The sequence below is a fragment of the Pseudophaeobacter sp. genome (genome assembly GCF_048267565.1).
Classification (GTDB): Bacteria; Pseudomonadota; Alphaproteobacteria; order Rhodobacterales; family Rhodobacteraceae; genus Pseudophaeobacter; species Pseudophaeobacter profundi.
Map to the genome: position 1 here is coordinate 1 of NZ_JBLWXG010000011.1, position 15,561 is coordinate 15,561.

The window sequence follows — 15,561 nt, forward strand, 5'->3', positions numbered from 1 at the left end:
CCATTAGAAAGAAGCAAAAGGCCAAAGTCGTCCTGACACTGACCGAAACATTTCCAATGTCAGCGATCCGCAAAACGTTGGATCAAACGACGCGAGAGCAAATTGAAAAGCAAAGGCGCAGTGGACAAAGTGGTTCAGGCAAAGAAGCGCAACTCGTTGACCTCAGGCGAGGTCGCCTGGCGGGCCGTATCCCCCGCAAGGCGTTGCTTCCCCGCTTCCAGGAATTCCCTCGACCAAGTGTAATACAGGCTGTCAGAGATACCCTCGCGGCGACATAACGCCGAGATGCTTTCCTCCCCGCGCAATCCGGCCAAAACAATGCGGATCTTCTCCTCCGCCGAATAGGTCTGGCGGGTCTTGCGGCGGATGTTTTGACCAGCTTGTCAGCTGCGTCTTTCTATGTTCCGGGCTTCTTGTTCATCTTCGCTCCTTAAAGGCTACGATGAACCAGAAACCCTCCGTTGTTCAAATCATCAAATCTGTCCCACAGGTGCTGACGTCAGACAAGATGAAATGGACTTCTTGTCGGAGACGTGGAAAGCCTTGGAACCCTCGACACCAAGTGGGTTTACTCAGCTCGATAACCATATGTTGCGGCGCATGTTTCAGATGGTCCACCAGCAAGACAATTCTGTATTGGATTTGGCAGACAGAGTGCCGTTGGCTAATAGCTCAGTGGTGACTAGATACAGCGAGCTCGAGCCCACACTTCAGCAGGCTGTTCCGAAAGCATTTCTTCTAGACGAGGCTGGAACAGGTGAACCTTAGCTATTTCAGCTGGCGTCTACGGACGGGTCGACCCCTCGCGCAATGATCTCGCGTGCCGTACTTCTGCTGAGAGCTGCGACGGCACTAAATGTGCTTACTCTAAACGAGGCTGGATTCTCTCAAGACGGGACAGAGATTAGACCATGGATTGATCCCTTGCTGGTTCATCGTGGAATTGTAGCTGCAGATGCGTTGCCAGATAGAATGGCTGATCTGTGGGATAGTACCAAGTTCGCAGTCGAAGACTTCCAAGCATCGTTGACTGACTGCTCGTATGAACCGCACGCCTTTATTACCGCAAACCTCAACGGGACTCCCGACGTCACGCAGCTTGAGCGCGCTGCGATGTGGGGTATCTGTCCGTGAAGTATATGGGCTCAAAACGGTCCATGTTGACCAACGGGCTTGGGGACGCGCTCAGCCAATCGATAGCGGAATGCAATCGTGTATTTGACATGTTCACAGGGTCTGGAGCCGTTGCGTGGCACGTCGCTCAGAAATACGATCGTGAAGTAATTGCCTCCGATCTCCAATCTTACGCAGTCGCACTAGCCGCCGGGGTAATTGAAAGAACCGAGCCTCTAGCTGATCATCGTTGGCTAGACAGCTGGTTTGACCGTGCTAAAGAGATGCAGCCAAGTCGCTTCCTTCAGAAGGCCACAAACCTTCAAGAGAAACTGGAGGTTGAGCAAATCGCGGGGTCTGCGATTGAGGCACGGGAACTCTGTGCAGACTTTAACTTGCCTGTCTGTTTTGCTTACGGAGGCTACTACTACTCGCCGCTCCAATCGCTTTGGCTTGACACGCTACGCATTACTCTTCCAAAGAATGCCAATCAGCGCAGGATTGGCCTTGCAGCCCTAATCATCGCAGCGAGCCAATCAGCCGCCGCCCCGGGTCACACGGCACAGCCGTTTAAACCGAATGAAACAGCTGGGCGCTTCCTGAAAGAAGCTTGGATGAGGGATATCCAATTCTTGGTCAAACGAGCAGCCGTCTCCTTGTCCGAAAAACATGCCAAAAAGGCAGGTAGGGCAATTGTCGTTGATGCGAACGAACTGGCTAACCAAGTTATTGAAGGGGACCTAGTTTTCTTGGACCCACCTTATTCCGGCGTACATTACAGTCGGTTTTATCACGTTCTGGAAACTGTCGCCCTCGGGGAAGTGGGCGAGATATCAGGTAACGGCCGGTACCCTCCTCCGGAGGAGCGCCCCCGCTCACAATACAGTTTACGGACGAGGTCCAAGCCGGTTCTTGATGGTTTGCTCAAGGTGATTTCACAAAAAGGGGCATCTGCAATCGTAACTTTTCCGGCTGGTGCCGCGAGCAACGGATTGAGTGGCGAAGACGTTGCGGATTTGTCCGAGCGTTACTTTGCGATTGAAGAAGTCAAAGTCGCTTCCCGTTTCTCAACCTTGGGAGGCGATAAAAAGCACCGGGAAGCACGGCAGAACACGACCGAACTAATTTGAGACTTTCACCTAAATAGAACACGACCCCAAACCTTTAGAACACAAACTAAGACATTGGTGGCAATCTTTCGCTCAGCGCCTCACTCAATGCGTCCGCCTTCGGTCGTGACCCCGCTCATCTAGCTCTCGTTCAGCCGCTTCTCGGCGTCTTTCGCTAGTTTCCAGCTGGTCTCTAACCCCGCCTGCAGCGTCGCGTAATTCTGCTCCTCGCGCAGCAAGTCGGCCAATGTGGTGACGGACGTGAGATGTGATTTCATCAATAGCGCCACGCAATGCGCCAAGCCATTCACCTTGCTTTCGATCCTGCTGGTCGAGCGCTTCTCCAAGGCGTGCAACTCCTTGGCCGAGCTCTCGCAGGCCGTCACCAACCGTTCGACGGATGAGAGCAATTCGCGCTCCAATGCTGTCAGGGGTGTCGTCGGTGAATAGGGGTGTCGTCGGTGAATTGGTCATCTAAGGCTCCTTCATCTCGATGCAGATGACGGGCGTTTGCCCCATCGTGCAGGTCTTCAATTCGGTCCGGTCGGGGTCCAGCGTCACCCATGTCTGCCCGGCCTGTTCGATCCGTGTCAGGCCAAGCCTCGCCATTTCCGAGCGCGTGATCAAACCCGTCCAGAACCAACTCGCGATCAGCACCGTCGCGATCCAGGCTGAGACCATCCCCACGACCACCCAGGGTGAGATCGTCAACCTGCGCCTGATCGTCTCGCTCCGCCTCTCCAACTCGCTCTTGCTGTCGCTCAGAAAGAACCTGATATCGGTTTCGATTGTATGCAGCGCGCTGGTCGCAATGCTGCTGAAATCGCTCCTGAAGCTCTCCAGTTGAGATGCCATCAAGGCGGCGTGGTCGCTGCGTACGGTCTCCAGGTCCGCGTTCAGTTTCTCGGCGAGGCGGTTCGGCTTGCCAGTCGTCATGGAAAATCTCTCCTTTCAATCGCCAGCGCTCGCCGGTGTCGGGGTCTTGAGCGGTGATGTAATTCTTACTGGCACGAGGGATCTCGAATCCCGCGTCAGTGAGTGCGTCGATCATGCTGGCTCGGTCAGTGATGGTGCCGACGCTGATCTGATCGAGGATCCAATCGTGCAGCGCCTCGCGACCTTGCGCGCGCGTCGGCGCTTCAATCGTTGCCCTCACTTCACGGGCGCGTTCTGGGTCCAAAGGGTCTGCCCAACCGTGCGTCTTGTTCAACAGGTCGCGCAGGCTGGAAAAGGCGTTCTCATGTCCCGGCGGAGCGATGTTCAGCGCCTTGCCGGTGCTGAGCTCAAGGCGTGGCGTGCAGAAGTGCAGCTCGACGTTGCCCTCATGCGTATGCCGCACCCAGAGACAATCGTATTGATCCCTGTCCAGCCCAGCAAAGGCCAGAGCCTCAAATAGCTCAATGGCCTCTTGTTGGGCGTCGGGACTGGGATCATCGCTCTCGGCAAAGCTGATCACGCCTGCCGTGTAGCTCCACTTGTTGGGGCTCGCATCGATCAGGTCACGGGTTTGGTGGGGGGTGCCGTGCAGTACCTCGGGCAGCGGGTCGCGGATCTTGGTTTGCGGCTGGCCGGTGTCGTCGCGGATCAGGTTGCGGTTCTCGTCATAGGCCAGAACTTCGCGAGCTGTCAGGTAATCCACGGGAGCTGCACCGCCACCAGTGCCGGTGGAGAAGAACGAAATGATCATGCGTCACCGCCTGTGTGCGCCGCCACAATCTGCGCCATCTGCCGTTCGATGATCACCAGCCGAGCAGCGACCTTGAACGCATCGATCTGGCTCGCGCGGCCGGACTTGACCGCGCCGTTGATCCAACGGGAGAGCTGATTGAGGTTGCCGCCGACACGGGCAATCGCAAAGGTCAGCTTCGGGTCAACTCGGGGGACGGGCTTGCGCCGACGTGCCTCGGTCAGCCCCAAGGCCTCGCGCATCAGCGTGGCATTGGGCAGGCCAGCGGCGCGCGCCTTGGCCACAAGCGCTGCCTTTTCGGACGGTGTGCATCGAAAGATCACACTCTCGGAAAAGCCCTCTTTGACGCCGCTTGCGTGCGTCTGGTTGGGGTTTGAAGGGGAGGCTTGCCGCCCCTCACAAGTCCCGCCGATGTAATCGGTGGGTAACCTTGCTCTCTGCTCTTTGTCGGGACCAGTTGCGTTCATGTTCGAAGCCCCGCCGCCTCGATTTCAGCAGGGCTGACCAGGTTTGCGGCCAGCAGCGCGGTCACTTGGCCGGGTGTGATGTGGCGGCACAGCGGATGACGGTCTGTGACCCAATCGGCCAAACCTTTCAGCAATTCGGCCTCTTTGGCTTTGCCCGCTTCTCGCGCCTCCTCAACGTCCTGAAGGTACTTCAACCAACGGCCAGAGGAGAACCAATTGTCGGAGAAGCACACCTTCGAGCGGGTGAATCCTTCGCTCTCGCTCGCATAGGCCCGCACAGCGTCCTCGAGGTCTTTGGCGTCCACTCCGTCGGCCAGCGCTTGGCGGATTTGCGAGATACAAACCGCTTTCCCGCGAACGCGATCCTCGGGATAGGCGGACAAAATCTTTTCTGAAATCTCATCCTCTACCGCAGCCTTCGCGTGCGAAGGATTTGGTTTTTGATATGGTTTATATCTGTTCTTATAGGATTTGCCCTCTGGGGCAGATGGCTTGCCCTCAGGGGCAAATGCATCATTTTCCCTTTCGGTCGGATCGATTTGCCCATTTGGGCAAATGGAGTTGCCCAAGGCATACCAACAGGTCCGGTCATAGTGATCATCGCTGAAATTGCCCTTGATGATCAGCTCTGCGCTGACCAGCTTTTCGAGCGCCGTGCGGATCTGCTTTTCGCTCAGATAGGGGAAGAGTTCACCAAAGGCCGAGATCGAATTGTAGGTCCAATACCGACCGTCGCGAAGGTTACGGCGATTGGCTTGGTTCTTCTCGATCCAGAAGGTGATGTTCTGGAAAATCACCGCTGCGTTCAGGCCCACGCGTCTGGCGATTTCGGGATCAAAGCTATGGCGGCTCATGATTGGCCCCCGAAACACGCACAAACGTGCGAATTTTGTACAGGTTTTGTACGAGAAATCGGCCATCTCAGCCGATTTCGGGCTGAAAGCTGGCGGGACTTTTTGCACGCACCCGCACAACGTCCTGTAAATAAGCCATATTTTTCGGGTGTTTTTGGCGACCCCGGCAGGATTCGAACCTGCAACCTGCCCCTTAGGAGGGGGCTGCTCTATCCAGTTGAGCCACGGGGCCGGGCCTGATTAAGGCGATAGCAAATGATATCTGTTACCACAATGCAGCTCTGGCTGGTTGGGCGGAGTTTATTCGTCTCCAACCTGCACATATTAAATCTGCAGCCCGGTATGCCGCCCATTGTACTGACGGCGCGCACTGGCTAACCTGAAACCAACCAAAGATATGAGGCCTTTAATCGTGACCACGCAACCCAAGCGCCCGCTCACCCTTCGCGATGTATCAGAGGCCACAGGCGTGTCAGAAATGACGGTGAGCCGAGTGTTGCGCAATCGCGGCGACGTGTCGGAAAAAACCCGCGTCAAGGTGCTGACCGCTGCCAAGGAACTGGGCTATGTGCCTAACAAAATCGCGGGTGCGCTGGCCTCCAAACGGGTCAATCTAGTGGCGGTGATCATCCCCTCTCTGTCCAATATGGTGTTCCCTGAGGTGCTGACCGGCATCAATCAGGTACTGGAAAATACCGTATTGCAGCCGGTGGTCGGGGTGACGGATTATCAGCCGGAAAAAGAGGAAAAGGTCCTCTATGAGATGCTGTCCTGGCGGCCATCGGGGGTGATCATTGCCGGGTTGGAACATACCGAAGCGGCGCGGGCGATGCTGAATGCTTCTGGTATTCCGGTGGTGGAAATCATGGATACTGATGGTAAGCCGGTGGATGCCATGGTTGGGATTTCGCATCGTCGCGCTGGCCGCGAGATGGCCAAGGCCATCCTGAAGGCGGGCTATCGCCATATCGGCTTTATGGGCACGAAGATGCCGTTGGATCACCGCGCTCGCAAACGATTTGAAGGCTTCACCGAGGCCCTGGCCAAAGAGGGCGTCGAGATCGAAGATCGGGCGTTTTATTCAGGCGGTTCCGCCCTGGCCAAGGGGCGCGAGATGACGCAAGAGATGCTTGAGCGCTCGCCAGATCTGGATTTTCTGTATTATTCCAACGATATGATTGGGGCAGGTGGGCTGCTGTATCTGATGGATCAGGGCATTGATGTGCCTGGCCAGATTGGTCTTGCCGGGTTCAACGGGGTTGAGCTGTTGCAGGGGCTGCCCCGGCAACTGGCCACCATGGATGCCTGCCGTCTGGACATTGGTCGCAGGGCCGCTGAAATCATCGCGGCACAGCTGGATGACCCAGAGGCCGAGCCAGAGCGCCATGTGACGCTGACCCCCACCATTTCCTATGGTGATACCCTGAAACGGCGCTGATGACGCTGGCACGACTGGACAATTCTGCGGCGCGGCGGCTGTTCATGCAGCGCCACGCCTTGTTAGAGCCGCCAAGCGGGAGCGCCAAGGGGGCAGAGCTGTTGCAGCTGCTCACTCGGCTGGGGTTTGTCCAGCTTGACAGCATCAACACCGTGGCGCGGGCGCATGATGTGATCCTGTATTCGCGCCGTGCCAGCTATCGCCCGCAGTACCTGAGCGATCTTTATCATGGTGGGGGGGCTCTGTTTGAACACTGGACCCATGATGCCGCGATGATCCCTATGGGGTTTTATCCGCAGTGGCATCTGCGGTTTCAGCGCGATGAGCAATTGCTGCGCAAACGTTGGCGCAACTGGCGTCGTGACGGGTTTGAGCAGCAATTTGAGACCGTTCTGAACCATATTCGCGAACACGGCCCGGTCAGTTCTTCTGATCTGGGCAAGGATGAAAAAAAGGGCTCGGGCGGTTGGTGGGACTGGCACCCGTCCAAAACCGCGCTGGAGTATCTCTGGCGGACTGGCGCGCTGACAGTTGTTGGCCGATCCGGGTTTCAAAAATGCTATGATCTGACCGAACGCGTGATCGACGCGGGCCTGCACGCGCCCAGGGATCCGCTGGATCCCGCCGATACGGTGGATTGGCTGTGCAATAACGCGCTGGATCGGCTTGGCTTTGCCACGTCGGGAGAGCTCGCCGCTTTTTGGGATACCGCCAGCGCCGCCGAAGCACGGGCCTGGTGTCAGGCCGCCAAGGCGCGCGGTGAAATCGAAGAGATCGAGGTCGAGGCCGCCGATGGTAGCCTGCGCAAGAGCTTTGCCCGTCCAGATACGGTATCGCAGGCCGCCGATTTGGGGCCTGCGCCGGGGCGGCTGCGGCTTCTCAGTCCCTTTGATCCGATGTTGCGCGACCGCAAGCGGGCTGAACGGTTGTTTGGCTTTCACTATCGCATCGAGGTCTTTACCCCCGCGCCCAAGCGGCAATACGGCTATTATGTCTTTCCCCTGCTTGAGGGGCAGAAACTGGTGGGGCGGATCGACATGAAGGCCGAGCGCAGCGCCGACTGCCTGGTGGTGACGGCGCTCTGGCCCGAGCGCGGTGTCACCTTTACGGCCCCCCGTGTCAAACGGCTGGAGGCAGAACTGGCGCGGGTCGCCCGTTTTGCCGGGCTGGGCAGCGTCGTGTTTGCCAATGATTGGCTGCGCGCGCCCGTCTGACCACCAAGGGGGGGTTATTCGGGGCGCAGATTGGCCTCTATCACGGCGCGATAATCGGCAGGGGCGGGTTTGGCTTTGAACACATCGGGTTGAATGAACACGCAGGTAAAGCGGCCTTCAAAACAGAGGATCCCATTCTGGCGTGCATCAACCCGAAAGGTCACGGATTTGGTGCCAAGCGCTGAAGGCCAGACCTCACACTCCAGCCGATGCCGCGGGGTCACGGGGGAGCGGAACTCCAAGTTCATGCTGACAAAGGGTGTCCCGGTGCCGCGATCCAGTTCCATCTGGAACCAGCCGTCGCCGTCTAGCTGGTGTTCCCACCAGGCGTCGATTGCTTCCAGTGCAAAGCTGGGCAAGTGCCCGGTATAGGCGATCTGCGCCGGGTCGCAGTGGCCCCAGCCGACGCGGATAGAATGCACAAAGGTGGGGCTGTTATTGCTGTCGTTTATCGGGTGTGACATTTGCCTGTCCTTTGTCATCTGTCCTGCCGCGCCACTCTAGCTAGTGGCGCTGGGGCATACAAACGGCTTTGTATAAATTCCCCCCTCCCAGCGGCGCTGGAAGGGGGGAATTTCTGTGACAGACCAATGGATTTGTCGATCCGCGCTGCGCGGGCTGGGTCAGAGAAACAGCAGTAGCGGCAGCAGAGTGATGACCGGGAAGGCCACAAGGATGATCACCCGGATGATATCAGAGGCGACAAAGAACATCACCGCCTTGTAGGTATCGACCATGCGGGTTTTGCGATCCATCGCGTTGATGATGAACAGGTTCATCCCCACCGGTGGTGTGATCAGGCCGACCTCGACCACGATGAGCACCAGAATACCAAACCAGATGGCGACATATTCGGCCTCGATCCGGTTGACGCGGCCCTCGGTGACGCGGATGCCCAGTTCCTTCATCTGTTCGCGGGTCAGTTCGGTGCCTGTGGCGATGGCGTCCTGGATTGAGGCAAGCATCTCTGCCCCCATGCCTTCGGGCACCCCGTTGCGCAGCACCTCCATCGCGGCGTCTGCCTGCATATCAACCAGCGAGAGCAGGCCAAAATCCATCACCGAAATCACCGGAAAGAAGATCGGAATGGTCAACAGGATCATCGACAGGCTGTCCATCAGGCAGCCAAAGACCAGATAGAACGCCAGGATCAGTGCAAGCACTACCCAGGGGCTAAACCCTTGGCTGACAACAAAATCGGCCAGCTCTTGCGGTACCTTGGTCAGGGCGAGGAAGCCGTTGTAGAAGCCCGCGCCGAGGACGATGAAAAAGATCATCGCGGTAGAGCGCGCCGTTACCATGAAGCTGTCGATCAAATTGGGCCGGTCCAGCCCGCCATTCATCCAAGCGATAAGCCCGGTGCCAAAGGCACCAACCGCCGCCCCCTCGGTCGGGGTGAACAAGCCGCCGTAGATGCCGCCAACAACCAGGCCAAAGACCAGCAGTACGGGCCAGACCTTGACCAGATTACCAAGACGTTCGCCCCAGGGCACGGCGGGGCGGGTGCCTGCGGCCTCGGGGTAAAGCCGCACATAGATCGAGATCACGATGACATAGCCAATCGCCGCCAGCAGGCCGGGAATAAAGGCGGCAAGGAACAGTTTGGCGATATTCTGTTCGGTCAGGATGGCATAGATCACCAGCACCACCGATGGCGGGATCAGGATGCCCAGGGTGCCGCCCGCCGCCAGCGTGGCGGTGGAAAAGCCACCGGCATAGCCGTATTGCTTCAGTTCGGGCAGGGCGACCCGGCCCATGGTGGCCGCTGTGGCGAGTGATGATCCACAGATGGCGCCAAAGCCGGCGCAGGCCCCGATCGAGGCCATGGCGACGCCGCCTTTTTTATGGCCCAGAAAGCCTTCGGCAGCTTTGAACAGCGCCGATGACATGCCGCCCAAGGTGGCGAAATGCCCCATCAGCAGAAACATCGGCACGATGGTCAGCGAGTAGGAGGAAAAGGTCGTGTAGGTCTCGCTTTTGAGACGACCAAAGGCCACCTGGGTGCCATCGGTGACCAGGATCAGCCCGCCCAGGCCAACGAGGAACATCGACAGGCCAATCGGGACCCGCAGAAAGATCAGTCCCATCAGGACGGGAAAGGAGGCAATGCCAATTTCAAGAGTAGTCACTGTTCACCCTCCACGCCGTCCCAGATCTGGATGCGGCCGGTAAAAAATTCATAACTGCGTACAGCGCCCATATAGATCCCCACAATGGCGGCGATCACGGCGGCAAACAGGCTGGCACCAAAGGCCCACCAGACCGGGAATTCCAGCAGGAAAGAGGTCTCGCCATTTTCAAACTTGCTGATCGTACCCGCGCCAAGACGCCAGGCGATCAACACCAGGGCGGCGGCAAACAGCAGTTCGGTCACCATGCGCAAAAACCGGTTCACGCCGCGCGGAAACGAATTGGCGACCACATCAACCGAGGCATGGCCGGCTGAGATCTGGCAAAGCGGTAGAAAGGCAAAGATGGCAAAGGCAACACCTGCCTCGACCAGTTCAAAATCTCCGTTGATTGGTCCGACCCAGTTGATCACCCAGTTGGAAAAGCCCGGCGCAATGGCCTGCAGCAAGTCGCCGTGAAACAGAGTATTGAGCATGCGCCCAACAATCGACAGGCAGGTCAAGATGATCAGGGATGAGAGGACCATACCGCCTAATATGGCCATGGATCTGGCCAGCCCCATCATGAGCTTGTGCATGGTTGAAACCCTTTATTGTGCGCAAAGGGCCGCGGCACCAAATGCTGCTGCGGCCCTTTGACAGTATTACAATCTTACTTCACGTATTGTGGCGTGTATTTTTCGATCAGGTAGCTGGCCTCTTCCAAGAGGGCCTGACCGTCGATGCCTTTTTCTGTCATGTCTGCCAGCCATTTGTCGTAGACAGGCTGTGCAAGCTCCCGCCATTCTGCGGTCTGATCGGCATCCAGGGTAATAACATTGTTGCCGTTGTCCAAGGCGAATTCACGCGCTGGCGCGTCGGAATCTTCCTGCACACCACCGGCAAAGACGGAAAATTCCAGACCGGAGTTTTCGTCGATAGCCTGCTTCTGTGCATCCGAGAGGCTCTCGTATTTCTCTTTGTTCATCGCCAGAACAAAGGTCAGTGTATAGAGCGCCTTGCCAGTGAATTCGGTGTGGTTTTCCACCAGTTCCGGCACTTTCAGCGCGGTGGTGACTTCCCATGGGATGGTGGTGCCGTCGATCACGCCTTTGGACAGGCCTTCGGGGATCGCAGGAACCGGCATGCCAACCGGCGTTGCGCCCAGCTGTGTCAGCAAAGAGTTGACCGAACGGCCACCGCCGCGGATCTTCATGCCCTGCAGGTCATCAGGTGTTTCCACCGGATCTGCGCTGTGGATCAGGCCGGGGCCATGTACCCAGGTGCCCAGGATTTTCACATCCTTGAACTCGGTGTCTTTCATGTGCTTTTCGAACATTTCCCAATAGGCGTGCGAGGTGGCACGGGCATTGGTCATCATGAAGGGCAGTTCAAAGACTTCGGTCGAAGGGAAGCGGCCAGGGGTGTAGCCCACAACCGTCCAGACGATATCGGCAACGCCGTCCATGGCCTGGTCCATCAGCTCTGGGGGTTTGCCACCCAGCTGCATTGACGGATAGCGATCAATGGTGATCTCGCCACCAGAAGAGGCCTCTACGTTATCGGCCCAGACATCCAGGATCAGCTTTGGCACATTGGCCTGGGCTGGTAGGAACTGGTGCATTTTCAGGGTTACGTTGTCGGCAAATGCCTGGGTTGCGCATAGGGCTGCAATGGCGGTTGCGCCTGCGGCTCCGAGTAGCTTCCTGCGAGTGGTCATGTGTTTCCTCCCTTTGACCTTCGTTCAATGTCAGTTGTCGCGGTGGTAAAACGATATTGCAACAACTGGCGCATTTCTTTTCATTTTGACCCCAAATTGCCGGGCAGAGTTCACTAAACGAACGATCTGGGCCCCCTGCTATTGGGTGCATTTGTAACTATCAATGCCGGATCATGCATTTTTCACTCATAAATTAGCGGCCACCGTGCCAGGCCGCTAGAGGCGACCCGTCTAGATTGTGGTGATCGTGTTTCGCTCGCCCGATTTAGCTGTGCTGGACTGCTCTGCTGGTGGGGTGGGCTTTGCGATGTGATGTTACTGAAATATGCCTTCTGCCGGATGTGTGATACACTTCAGCACTACGCGGCGCAGGTTTCAATCCCTCATTGAAACTTTACCGGGCGACACGAGGGCGCAGGTGATCCGGGTTTCTTTGCGTCTCGCCCCCCCCATCATCCGAAACTGGATATCGCAGAGCAGCCTAGGCTGTCTCGCCTTCACTATGCAAAGCAAAGTGATCCGTGCGAATGGATTGAGCGCACATGATCTTGTCTGTTTCGCACCTTGTGACCTGCGAGGCGCCTTTTCCTATTGCGCTGCCGTCAGGGACAGGCTGACAGGTTCTAGCCCAGTGATGCCGCCCTGCATCTGCTGCCCCGCGTGTGCAGGGCCAACTCCGGCGGGGGTGCCCGTCAGGATCAGATCGCCAGGGCGCAGGTGGTAAAAGCCTGACAGGTGACAGATGATTTCTTCGACCGACCAGATCAGTTCGGCCAGGGTGGCATCCTGTTTGGTTTCCCCGTCCAGGGTAAGCCATATACGGCTATCCCCCTGCGGTGACCAGTCGGTCGCCTTGGTCAACGGCGCAAAGACCGTGCCCTGTTCCAGATCCTTGCCCAGATCCCAGGGGCGCTGTTTCTTGCGCTCGCGGATCTGCAGGTCGCGCCGGGTCATGTCCAGGGCACAGCCATAGCCATAGATGGCGGCGCGGGCCTCTGCCGGTGTGGCGCGAAACACTGGCGCGCCGATCGCCAGGGCCAGCTCCATTTCATAGTGAAAGTTATCGGTGCCGGGCGGGTAGGGGCTGCTGACACCGCTCAGCACCGCATTGGCGCTGGACTTGGTAAAGTAAAAGGGCGCCTCGCGGTCGACCTCTACCCCCATTTCAGCTGCATGGGCGGCGTAGTTGCGCCCAACGCAGAAAATCCGCCCAACCGGGTAGCCACCCGTTTCGTCGCGGACGGGAATGACCAGCGGGTCTGGTAAGGGAAACAGGGTCTTTGTCATTTTGTGGCTCCGGCTATTGCAGGTTGGGATCTGGCAGGGTCGCGCCCCTGCGGGCAGTCTTCGGGGGCTAGATTTCGAGAGAAACCCAAAGCACCTGGGCGTCTTCCTCGCTGGTGGACACGCAGCCATGGCCCATGCCGCTGTCATAATAGACAGAATCACCGGCGCTCATCGCCAGGGGGCGATAGTGTTCTGTATAAAGGACCAGTTCACCGCTGATCACATACATGAACTCCTCGCCACGATGGCGCACCCAGTTGTCATATTCGGTAACGTCGCGCGCTTTGATGGTGCTGATATAGGGCAGCATCCGCTTGCTGGTGAGTTCGGTGCAGAGCAGTTCGTGGTCGTAGGTCTTGGTTTCCTGGTGCTCGCCGCGCCCGGCCAGGGTGTAATCGCGTCGCCCCGAGATGGAGCTTTGGGCCGATTGCACAAACAATTGCGGCGTTTCCAGCTCAAGCGTTCGCATCAGGCGGCGGATGATCTCAAAGCTGGGGCGGGTCTGGTTGTTCTCGATCTTTGACAGGGTCGACCGGCCAATGGCCGCAGCCTTGGCGGCTTCTTCCAGGGTAAGACCCTTGTCTTTGCGCGCGTCGCGAATCATCTTGCCCAGAACTTGCCCGTCCGGGGCTTCGCCTGCCTCAGGCGCGAGCCTTGCTTCTTCTGACTGAACCGGTTCCATCTAGTTGTTTTCTCCTGTTGCCCGGAAACTTTAGCGTTGATGTCTCTGGGCGTCAAAAATTTCCACATGACTTCTTTTGTTGTTAAATGGGGAAAAGTTTCCTATAGGAACATTGTGGCGTGCGTGAAGGCCCTGTCCTTTTAAAGCGCGGAGCCCTGCAGCGCGACCGATTGGGATGCAATCCTGCCCCAAAGCAGGCCGCGCAGAGCTCCTTTGCTTCGCGATGCGCATTGCATGGTTATGGTTCCTGGCAACCGATCTTTGACAAGAAGGCTTCACATGATGACTGACGCACCCAAACGGACCCCGCTTTATGATCTGCACGTAGAGCTTGGCGGCAAGATGGTTGATTTTGCCGGTTGGGAAATGCCGGTTCAGTATCCCATGGGGATCATGGGAGAGCATAAGCAGTGTCGCGAAAAGGCCGGACTGTTTGATGTGTCGCATATGGGGCAGGTGATCCTGAAAGGCGACGATATCGCCGCCAAGCTGGAAACCATTGCGCCCTCGGTCTTTACCACGCTGAAAGAGGGCAAGGCACGGTATACCTTCTTTACCAATGACGCCGGCGGCATCATGGATGATCTGATCGTATCCAACGCTGGCGATCATTTCTTTGTGGTGGTCAATGCCTCGATGCGTCACCAGGATATTCCACACATGGCGAAACACCTTGACGGGGTTGAGGTGATAGAGATCTTTGACCGCGCCCTGGTGGCGGTGCAGGGGCCTGCCGCCGAAGCCGTTGTCGGTGATCTCTGTCCCGCCGCGCGCGATATGAAATTCATGGAGACAATTGTCGCCGATATCATGGGGGTGGAATGCCGCCTGTCGCGTCTCGGCTATACTGGCGAAGATGGATATGAGATTTCCATTCCAGAAGACAAGGCCGTCGAAATCACCCGCGCCCTGCTGGCGCATGAGGATTGCGCCCCTGCCGGGCTGGGGGCACGCGACAGCCTGCGGCTGGAGGCCGGCCTGTGCCTCTATGGCAATGACATCGACAATGACACCACCCCGGTTGAGGCCGCGCTGACCTGGGCAATGCAGAAACGCCGCCGTGAAGAGGGCGGCTTTCCCGGCGCTGCGCGCATCCAGAAAGAACTGGCCGAGGGCGCTGCCCGCAAGCTGGTTGGCATCAAGCCCACGGGGCGCGCCCCGGCCCGCCAGGGGGTCGAGGTGCAGTCGCCAGAGGGCGAGACGATCGGCATGATCACATCGGGCGGCTTTGGCCCCACTGTTGGCGGCCCGGTTGCCATGGGTTATGTCGCAACAGAACAAGCGACACCGGGCCAGGCGGTGAACCTGATTATCCGGGGCAAGGCCCAACCGGCGGAAATCGTCGCGCTGCCCTTTGTCACCCAGAACTACAAACGCTGAATACAGATCACGACAGACTATGAGGAGCGTCACATATGACCACCTATTATTCCGAAGAGCATGAATGGATCACCGTTGAAGGGGAGACCGCCACGCTTGGCATCACCCAGCATGCGGCTGATCAGCTGGGCGAGATCGTCTTTTGCGAGCAAAAAGAGGTGGGCGACACCTTTGACAAGGCGGAAGAGATCGGCGTGATTGAATCGGTCAAGGCCGCCTCGGAAATCTACGCACCGCTGGATGGCGAAGTGATCGAGGCCAACCCTGCGCTGGAAGAAAACCCTGGTGCCCTGAACGAAAGCCCTGAAGGTGAGGCCTGGATCTACAAGATTAAGCTCACCGATGCGGCCCAGCTGGAAGATCTGATGGATCTGGACGGCTATAAGGCCTTTATCGGGTAGGATACTGCCTGCTGCGCCCCTGGCTGTTGCGGCCGGGGGCGTCGGGCATCGCCAGACCGCGGCCCTGCCCAGCTGTCTGTGCGCCTGTCCACCTTTCTGCT

The 15,561-nt window shown here is 57.8% G+C and carries 15 protein-coding genes, 1 tRNA gene and 1 pseudogene; 5 read left to right on the top strand and 12 right to left on the bottom strand.

Annotation, left to right across the window (positions count from 1 at the left end):
- Positions 1 to 146: 146 nt before the first annotated feature.
- A pseudogene (locus ACN0VH_RS17975) lies at positions 147 to 368 on the bottom strand (transposase); the annotation flags it as partial.
- Positions 369 to 1,139: 771 nt separating this feature from the next.
- Here ACN0VH_RS17975 and ACN0VH_RS17980 point away from each other — a divergent pair.
- Complete coding sequence (locus ACN0VH_RS17980; RefSeq protein WP_417701782.1) at positions 1,140 to 2,243, top strand: DNA adenine methylase; 1,104 nt, start codon at positions 1,140 to 1,142, stop codon at positions 2,241 to 2,243.
- 119 nt (positions 2,244 to 2,362) lie between these two features.
- On the opposite strand, the gene ACN0VH_RS17985 is transcribed toward ACN0VH_RS17980, so the two are convergent.
- The 5 genes from ACN0VH_RS17985 to ACN0VH_RS18005 all read right to left on the bottom strand — a co-directional run bounded on the left by ACN0VH_RS17985 (position 2,363) and on the right by ACN0VH_RS18005 (position 5,462).
- Positions 2,363 to 2,632 carry a hypothetical protein gene (locus ACN0VH_RS17985; RefSeq protein ID WP_417701693.1) on the bottom strand — a complete coding sequence of 90 codons (270 nt, stop codon included), beginning with the start codon at positions 2,630 to 2,632 and terminating at the stop codon, positions 2,363 to 2,365.
- Between the two features lie 17 nt (positions 2,633 to 2,649).
- Positions 2,650 to 3,909: a relaxase/mobilization nuclease domain-containing protein gene (locus ACN0VH_RS17990; protein ID WP_417701695.1), complete on the bottom strand. Its 1,260-nt coding sequence runs from the start codon at positions 3,907 to 3,909 to the stop codon at positions 2,650 to 2,652.
- The gene (locus ACN0VH_RS17995; protein WP_417701697.1) at positions 3,906 to 4,376 is read right to left on the bottom strand and encodes a plasmid mobilization protein; all 471 of its coding nucleotides are present in this window, start codon (positions 4,374 to 4,376) and stop codon (positions 3,906 to 3,908) included. Before ACN0VH_RS17995 ends, ACN0VH_RS17990 begins: the two co-directional genes overlap by 4 nt.
- Positions 4,373 to 5,230 (bottom strand): hypothetical protein, encoded by an 858-nt coding sequence (locus tag ACN0VH_RS18000; protein WP_417701699.1) that lies wholly within the window; start codon positions 5,228 to 5,230, stop codon positions 4,373 to 4,375. Before ACN0VH_RS18000 ends, ACN0VH_RS17995 begins: the two co-directional genes overlap by 4 nt.
- 155 nt (positions 5,231 to 5,385) lie before the next feature.
- A tRNA-Arg gene (locus ACN0VH_RS18005) sits at positions 5,386 to 5,462 on the bottom strand.
- A 180-nt stretch (positions 5,463 to 5,642) separates the two neighbouring features.
- Between ACN0VH_RS18005 and ACN0VH_RS18010 the strand changes: the two genes are divergently transcribed.
- Both ACN0VH_RS18010 and ACN0VH_RS18015 read left to right on the top strand, forming a co-directional pair.
- Entirely contained in the window at positions 5,643 to 6,668 is a 1,026-nt protein-coding gene (locus tag ACN0VH_RS18010) for a LacI family DNA-binding transcriptional regulator (RefSeq protein WP_278924091.1), read from the top strand.
- Positions 6,668 to 7,882, top strand: coding sequence for a winged helix-turn-helix domain-containing protein (locus ACN0VH_RS18015; RefSeq protein WP_417701701.1), 1,215 nt, complete (start codon positions 6,668 to 6,670; stop codon positions 7,880 to 7,882). Before ACN0VH_RS18010 ends, ACN0VH_RS18015 begins: the two co-directional genes overlap by 1 nt.
- Before the next feature lie 14 nt (positions 7,883 to 7,896).
- Here the strand turns inward: ACN0VH_RS18015 and ACN0VH_RS18020 are convergent, their stop codons facing one another.
- From ACN0VH_RS18020 to ACN0VH_RS18045, 6 genes are all read right to left on the bottom strand, one after another.
- On the bottom strand, positions 7,897 to 8,346 hold the full coding sequence (locus ACN0VH_RS18020; RefSeq protein WP_278924093.1) for an acyl-CoA thioesterase: 450 nt from the start codon (positions 8,344 to 8,346) through the stop codon (positions 7,897 to 7,899).
- Positions 8,347 to 8,505: 159 nt separating this feature from the next.
- On the bottom strand, positions 8,506 to 10,011 hold the full coding sequence (locus ACN0VH_RS18025) for a TRAP transporter large permease (protein WP_278924094.1): 1,506 nt from the start codon (positions 10,009 to 10,011) through the stop codon (positions 8,506 to 8,508).
- Positions 10,008 to 10,589, bottom strand: coding sequence for a TRAP transporter small permease (locus tag ACN0VH_RS18030; RefSeq protein ID WP_417701704.1), 582 nt, complete (start codon positions 10,587 to 10,589; stop codon positions 10,008 to 10,010). Before ACN0VH_RS18030 ends, ACN0VH_RS18025 begins: the two co-directional genes overlap by 4 nt.
- Before the next feature lie 74 nt (positions 10,590 to 10,663).
- The gene (locus ACN0VH_RS18035) at positions 10,664 to 11,710 is read right to left on the bottom strand and encodes a TRAP transporter substrate-binding protein (RefSeq protein WP_278924096.1); all 1,047 of its coding nucleotides are present in this window, start codon (positions 11,708 to 11,710) and stop codon (positions 10,664 to 10,666) included.
- Positions 11,711 to 12,298: 588 nt separating this feature from the next.
- The gene (locus ACN0VH_RS18040; protein ID WP_278924097.1) at positions 12,299 to 12,997 is read right to left on the bottom strand and encodes a fumarylacetoacetate hydrolase family protein; all 699 of its coding nucleotides are present in this window, start codon (positions 12,995 to 12,997) and stop codon (positions 12,299 to 12,301) included.
- 67 nt (positions 12,998 to 13,064) lie between these two features.
- On the bottom strand, positions 13,065 to 13,679 hold the full coding sequence (locus tag ACN0VH_RS18045; protein WP_417701707.1) for a helix-turn-helix domain-containing protein: 615 nt from the start codon (positions 13,677 to 13,679) through the stop codon (positions 13,065 to 13,067).
- A 282-nt stretch (positions 13,680 to 13,961) separates the two neighbouring features.
- Between ACN0VH_RS18045 and gcvT the strand changes: the two genes are divergently transcribed.
- Together gcvT and gcvH are read left to right on the top strand one after the other, a co-directional pair.
- Entirely contained in the window at positions 13,962 to 15,059 is a 1,098-nt protein-coding gene (gene gcvT, locus ACN0VH_RS18050) for a glycine cleavage system aminomethyltransferase GcvT (protein WP_417701784.1), read from the top strand.
- Positions 15,060 to 15,094: 35 nt separating this feature from the next.
- Entirely contained in the window at positions 15,095 to 15,460 is a 366-nt protein-coding gene (gene gcvH / locus ACN0VH_RS18055; RefSeq protein ID WP_278924099.1) for a glycine cleavage system protein GcvH, read from the top strand.
- The last annotated feature ends 101 nt before the right edge of the window (positions 15,461 to 15,561 follow it).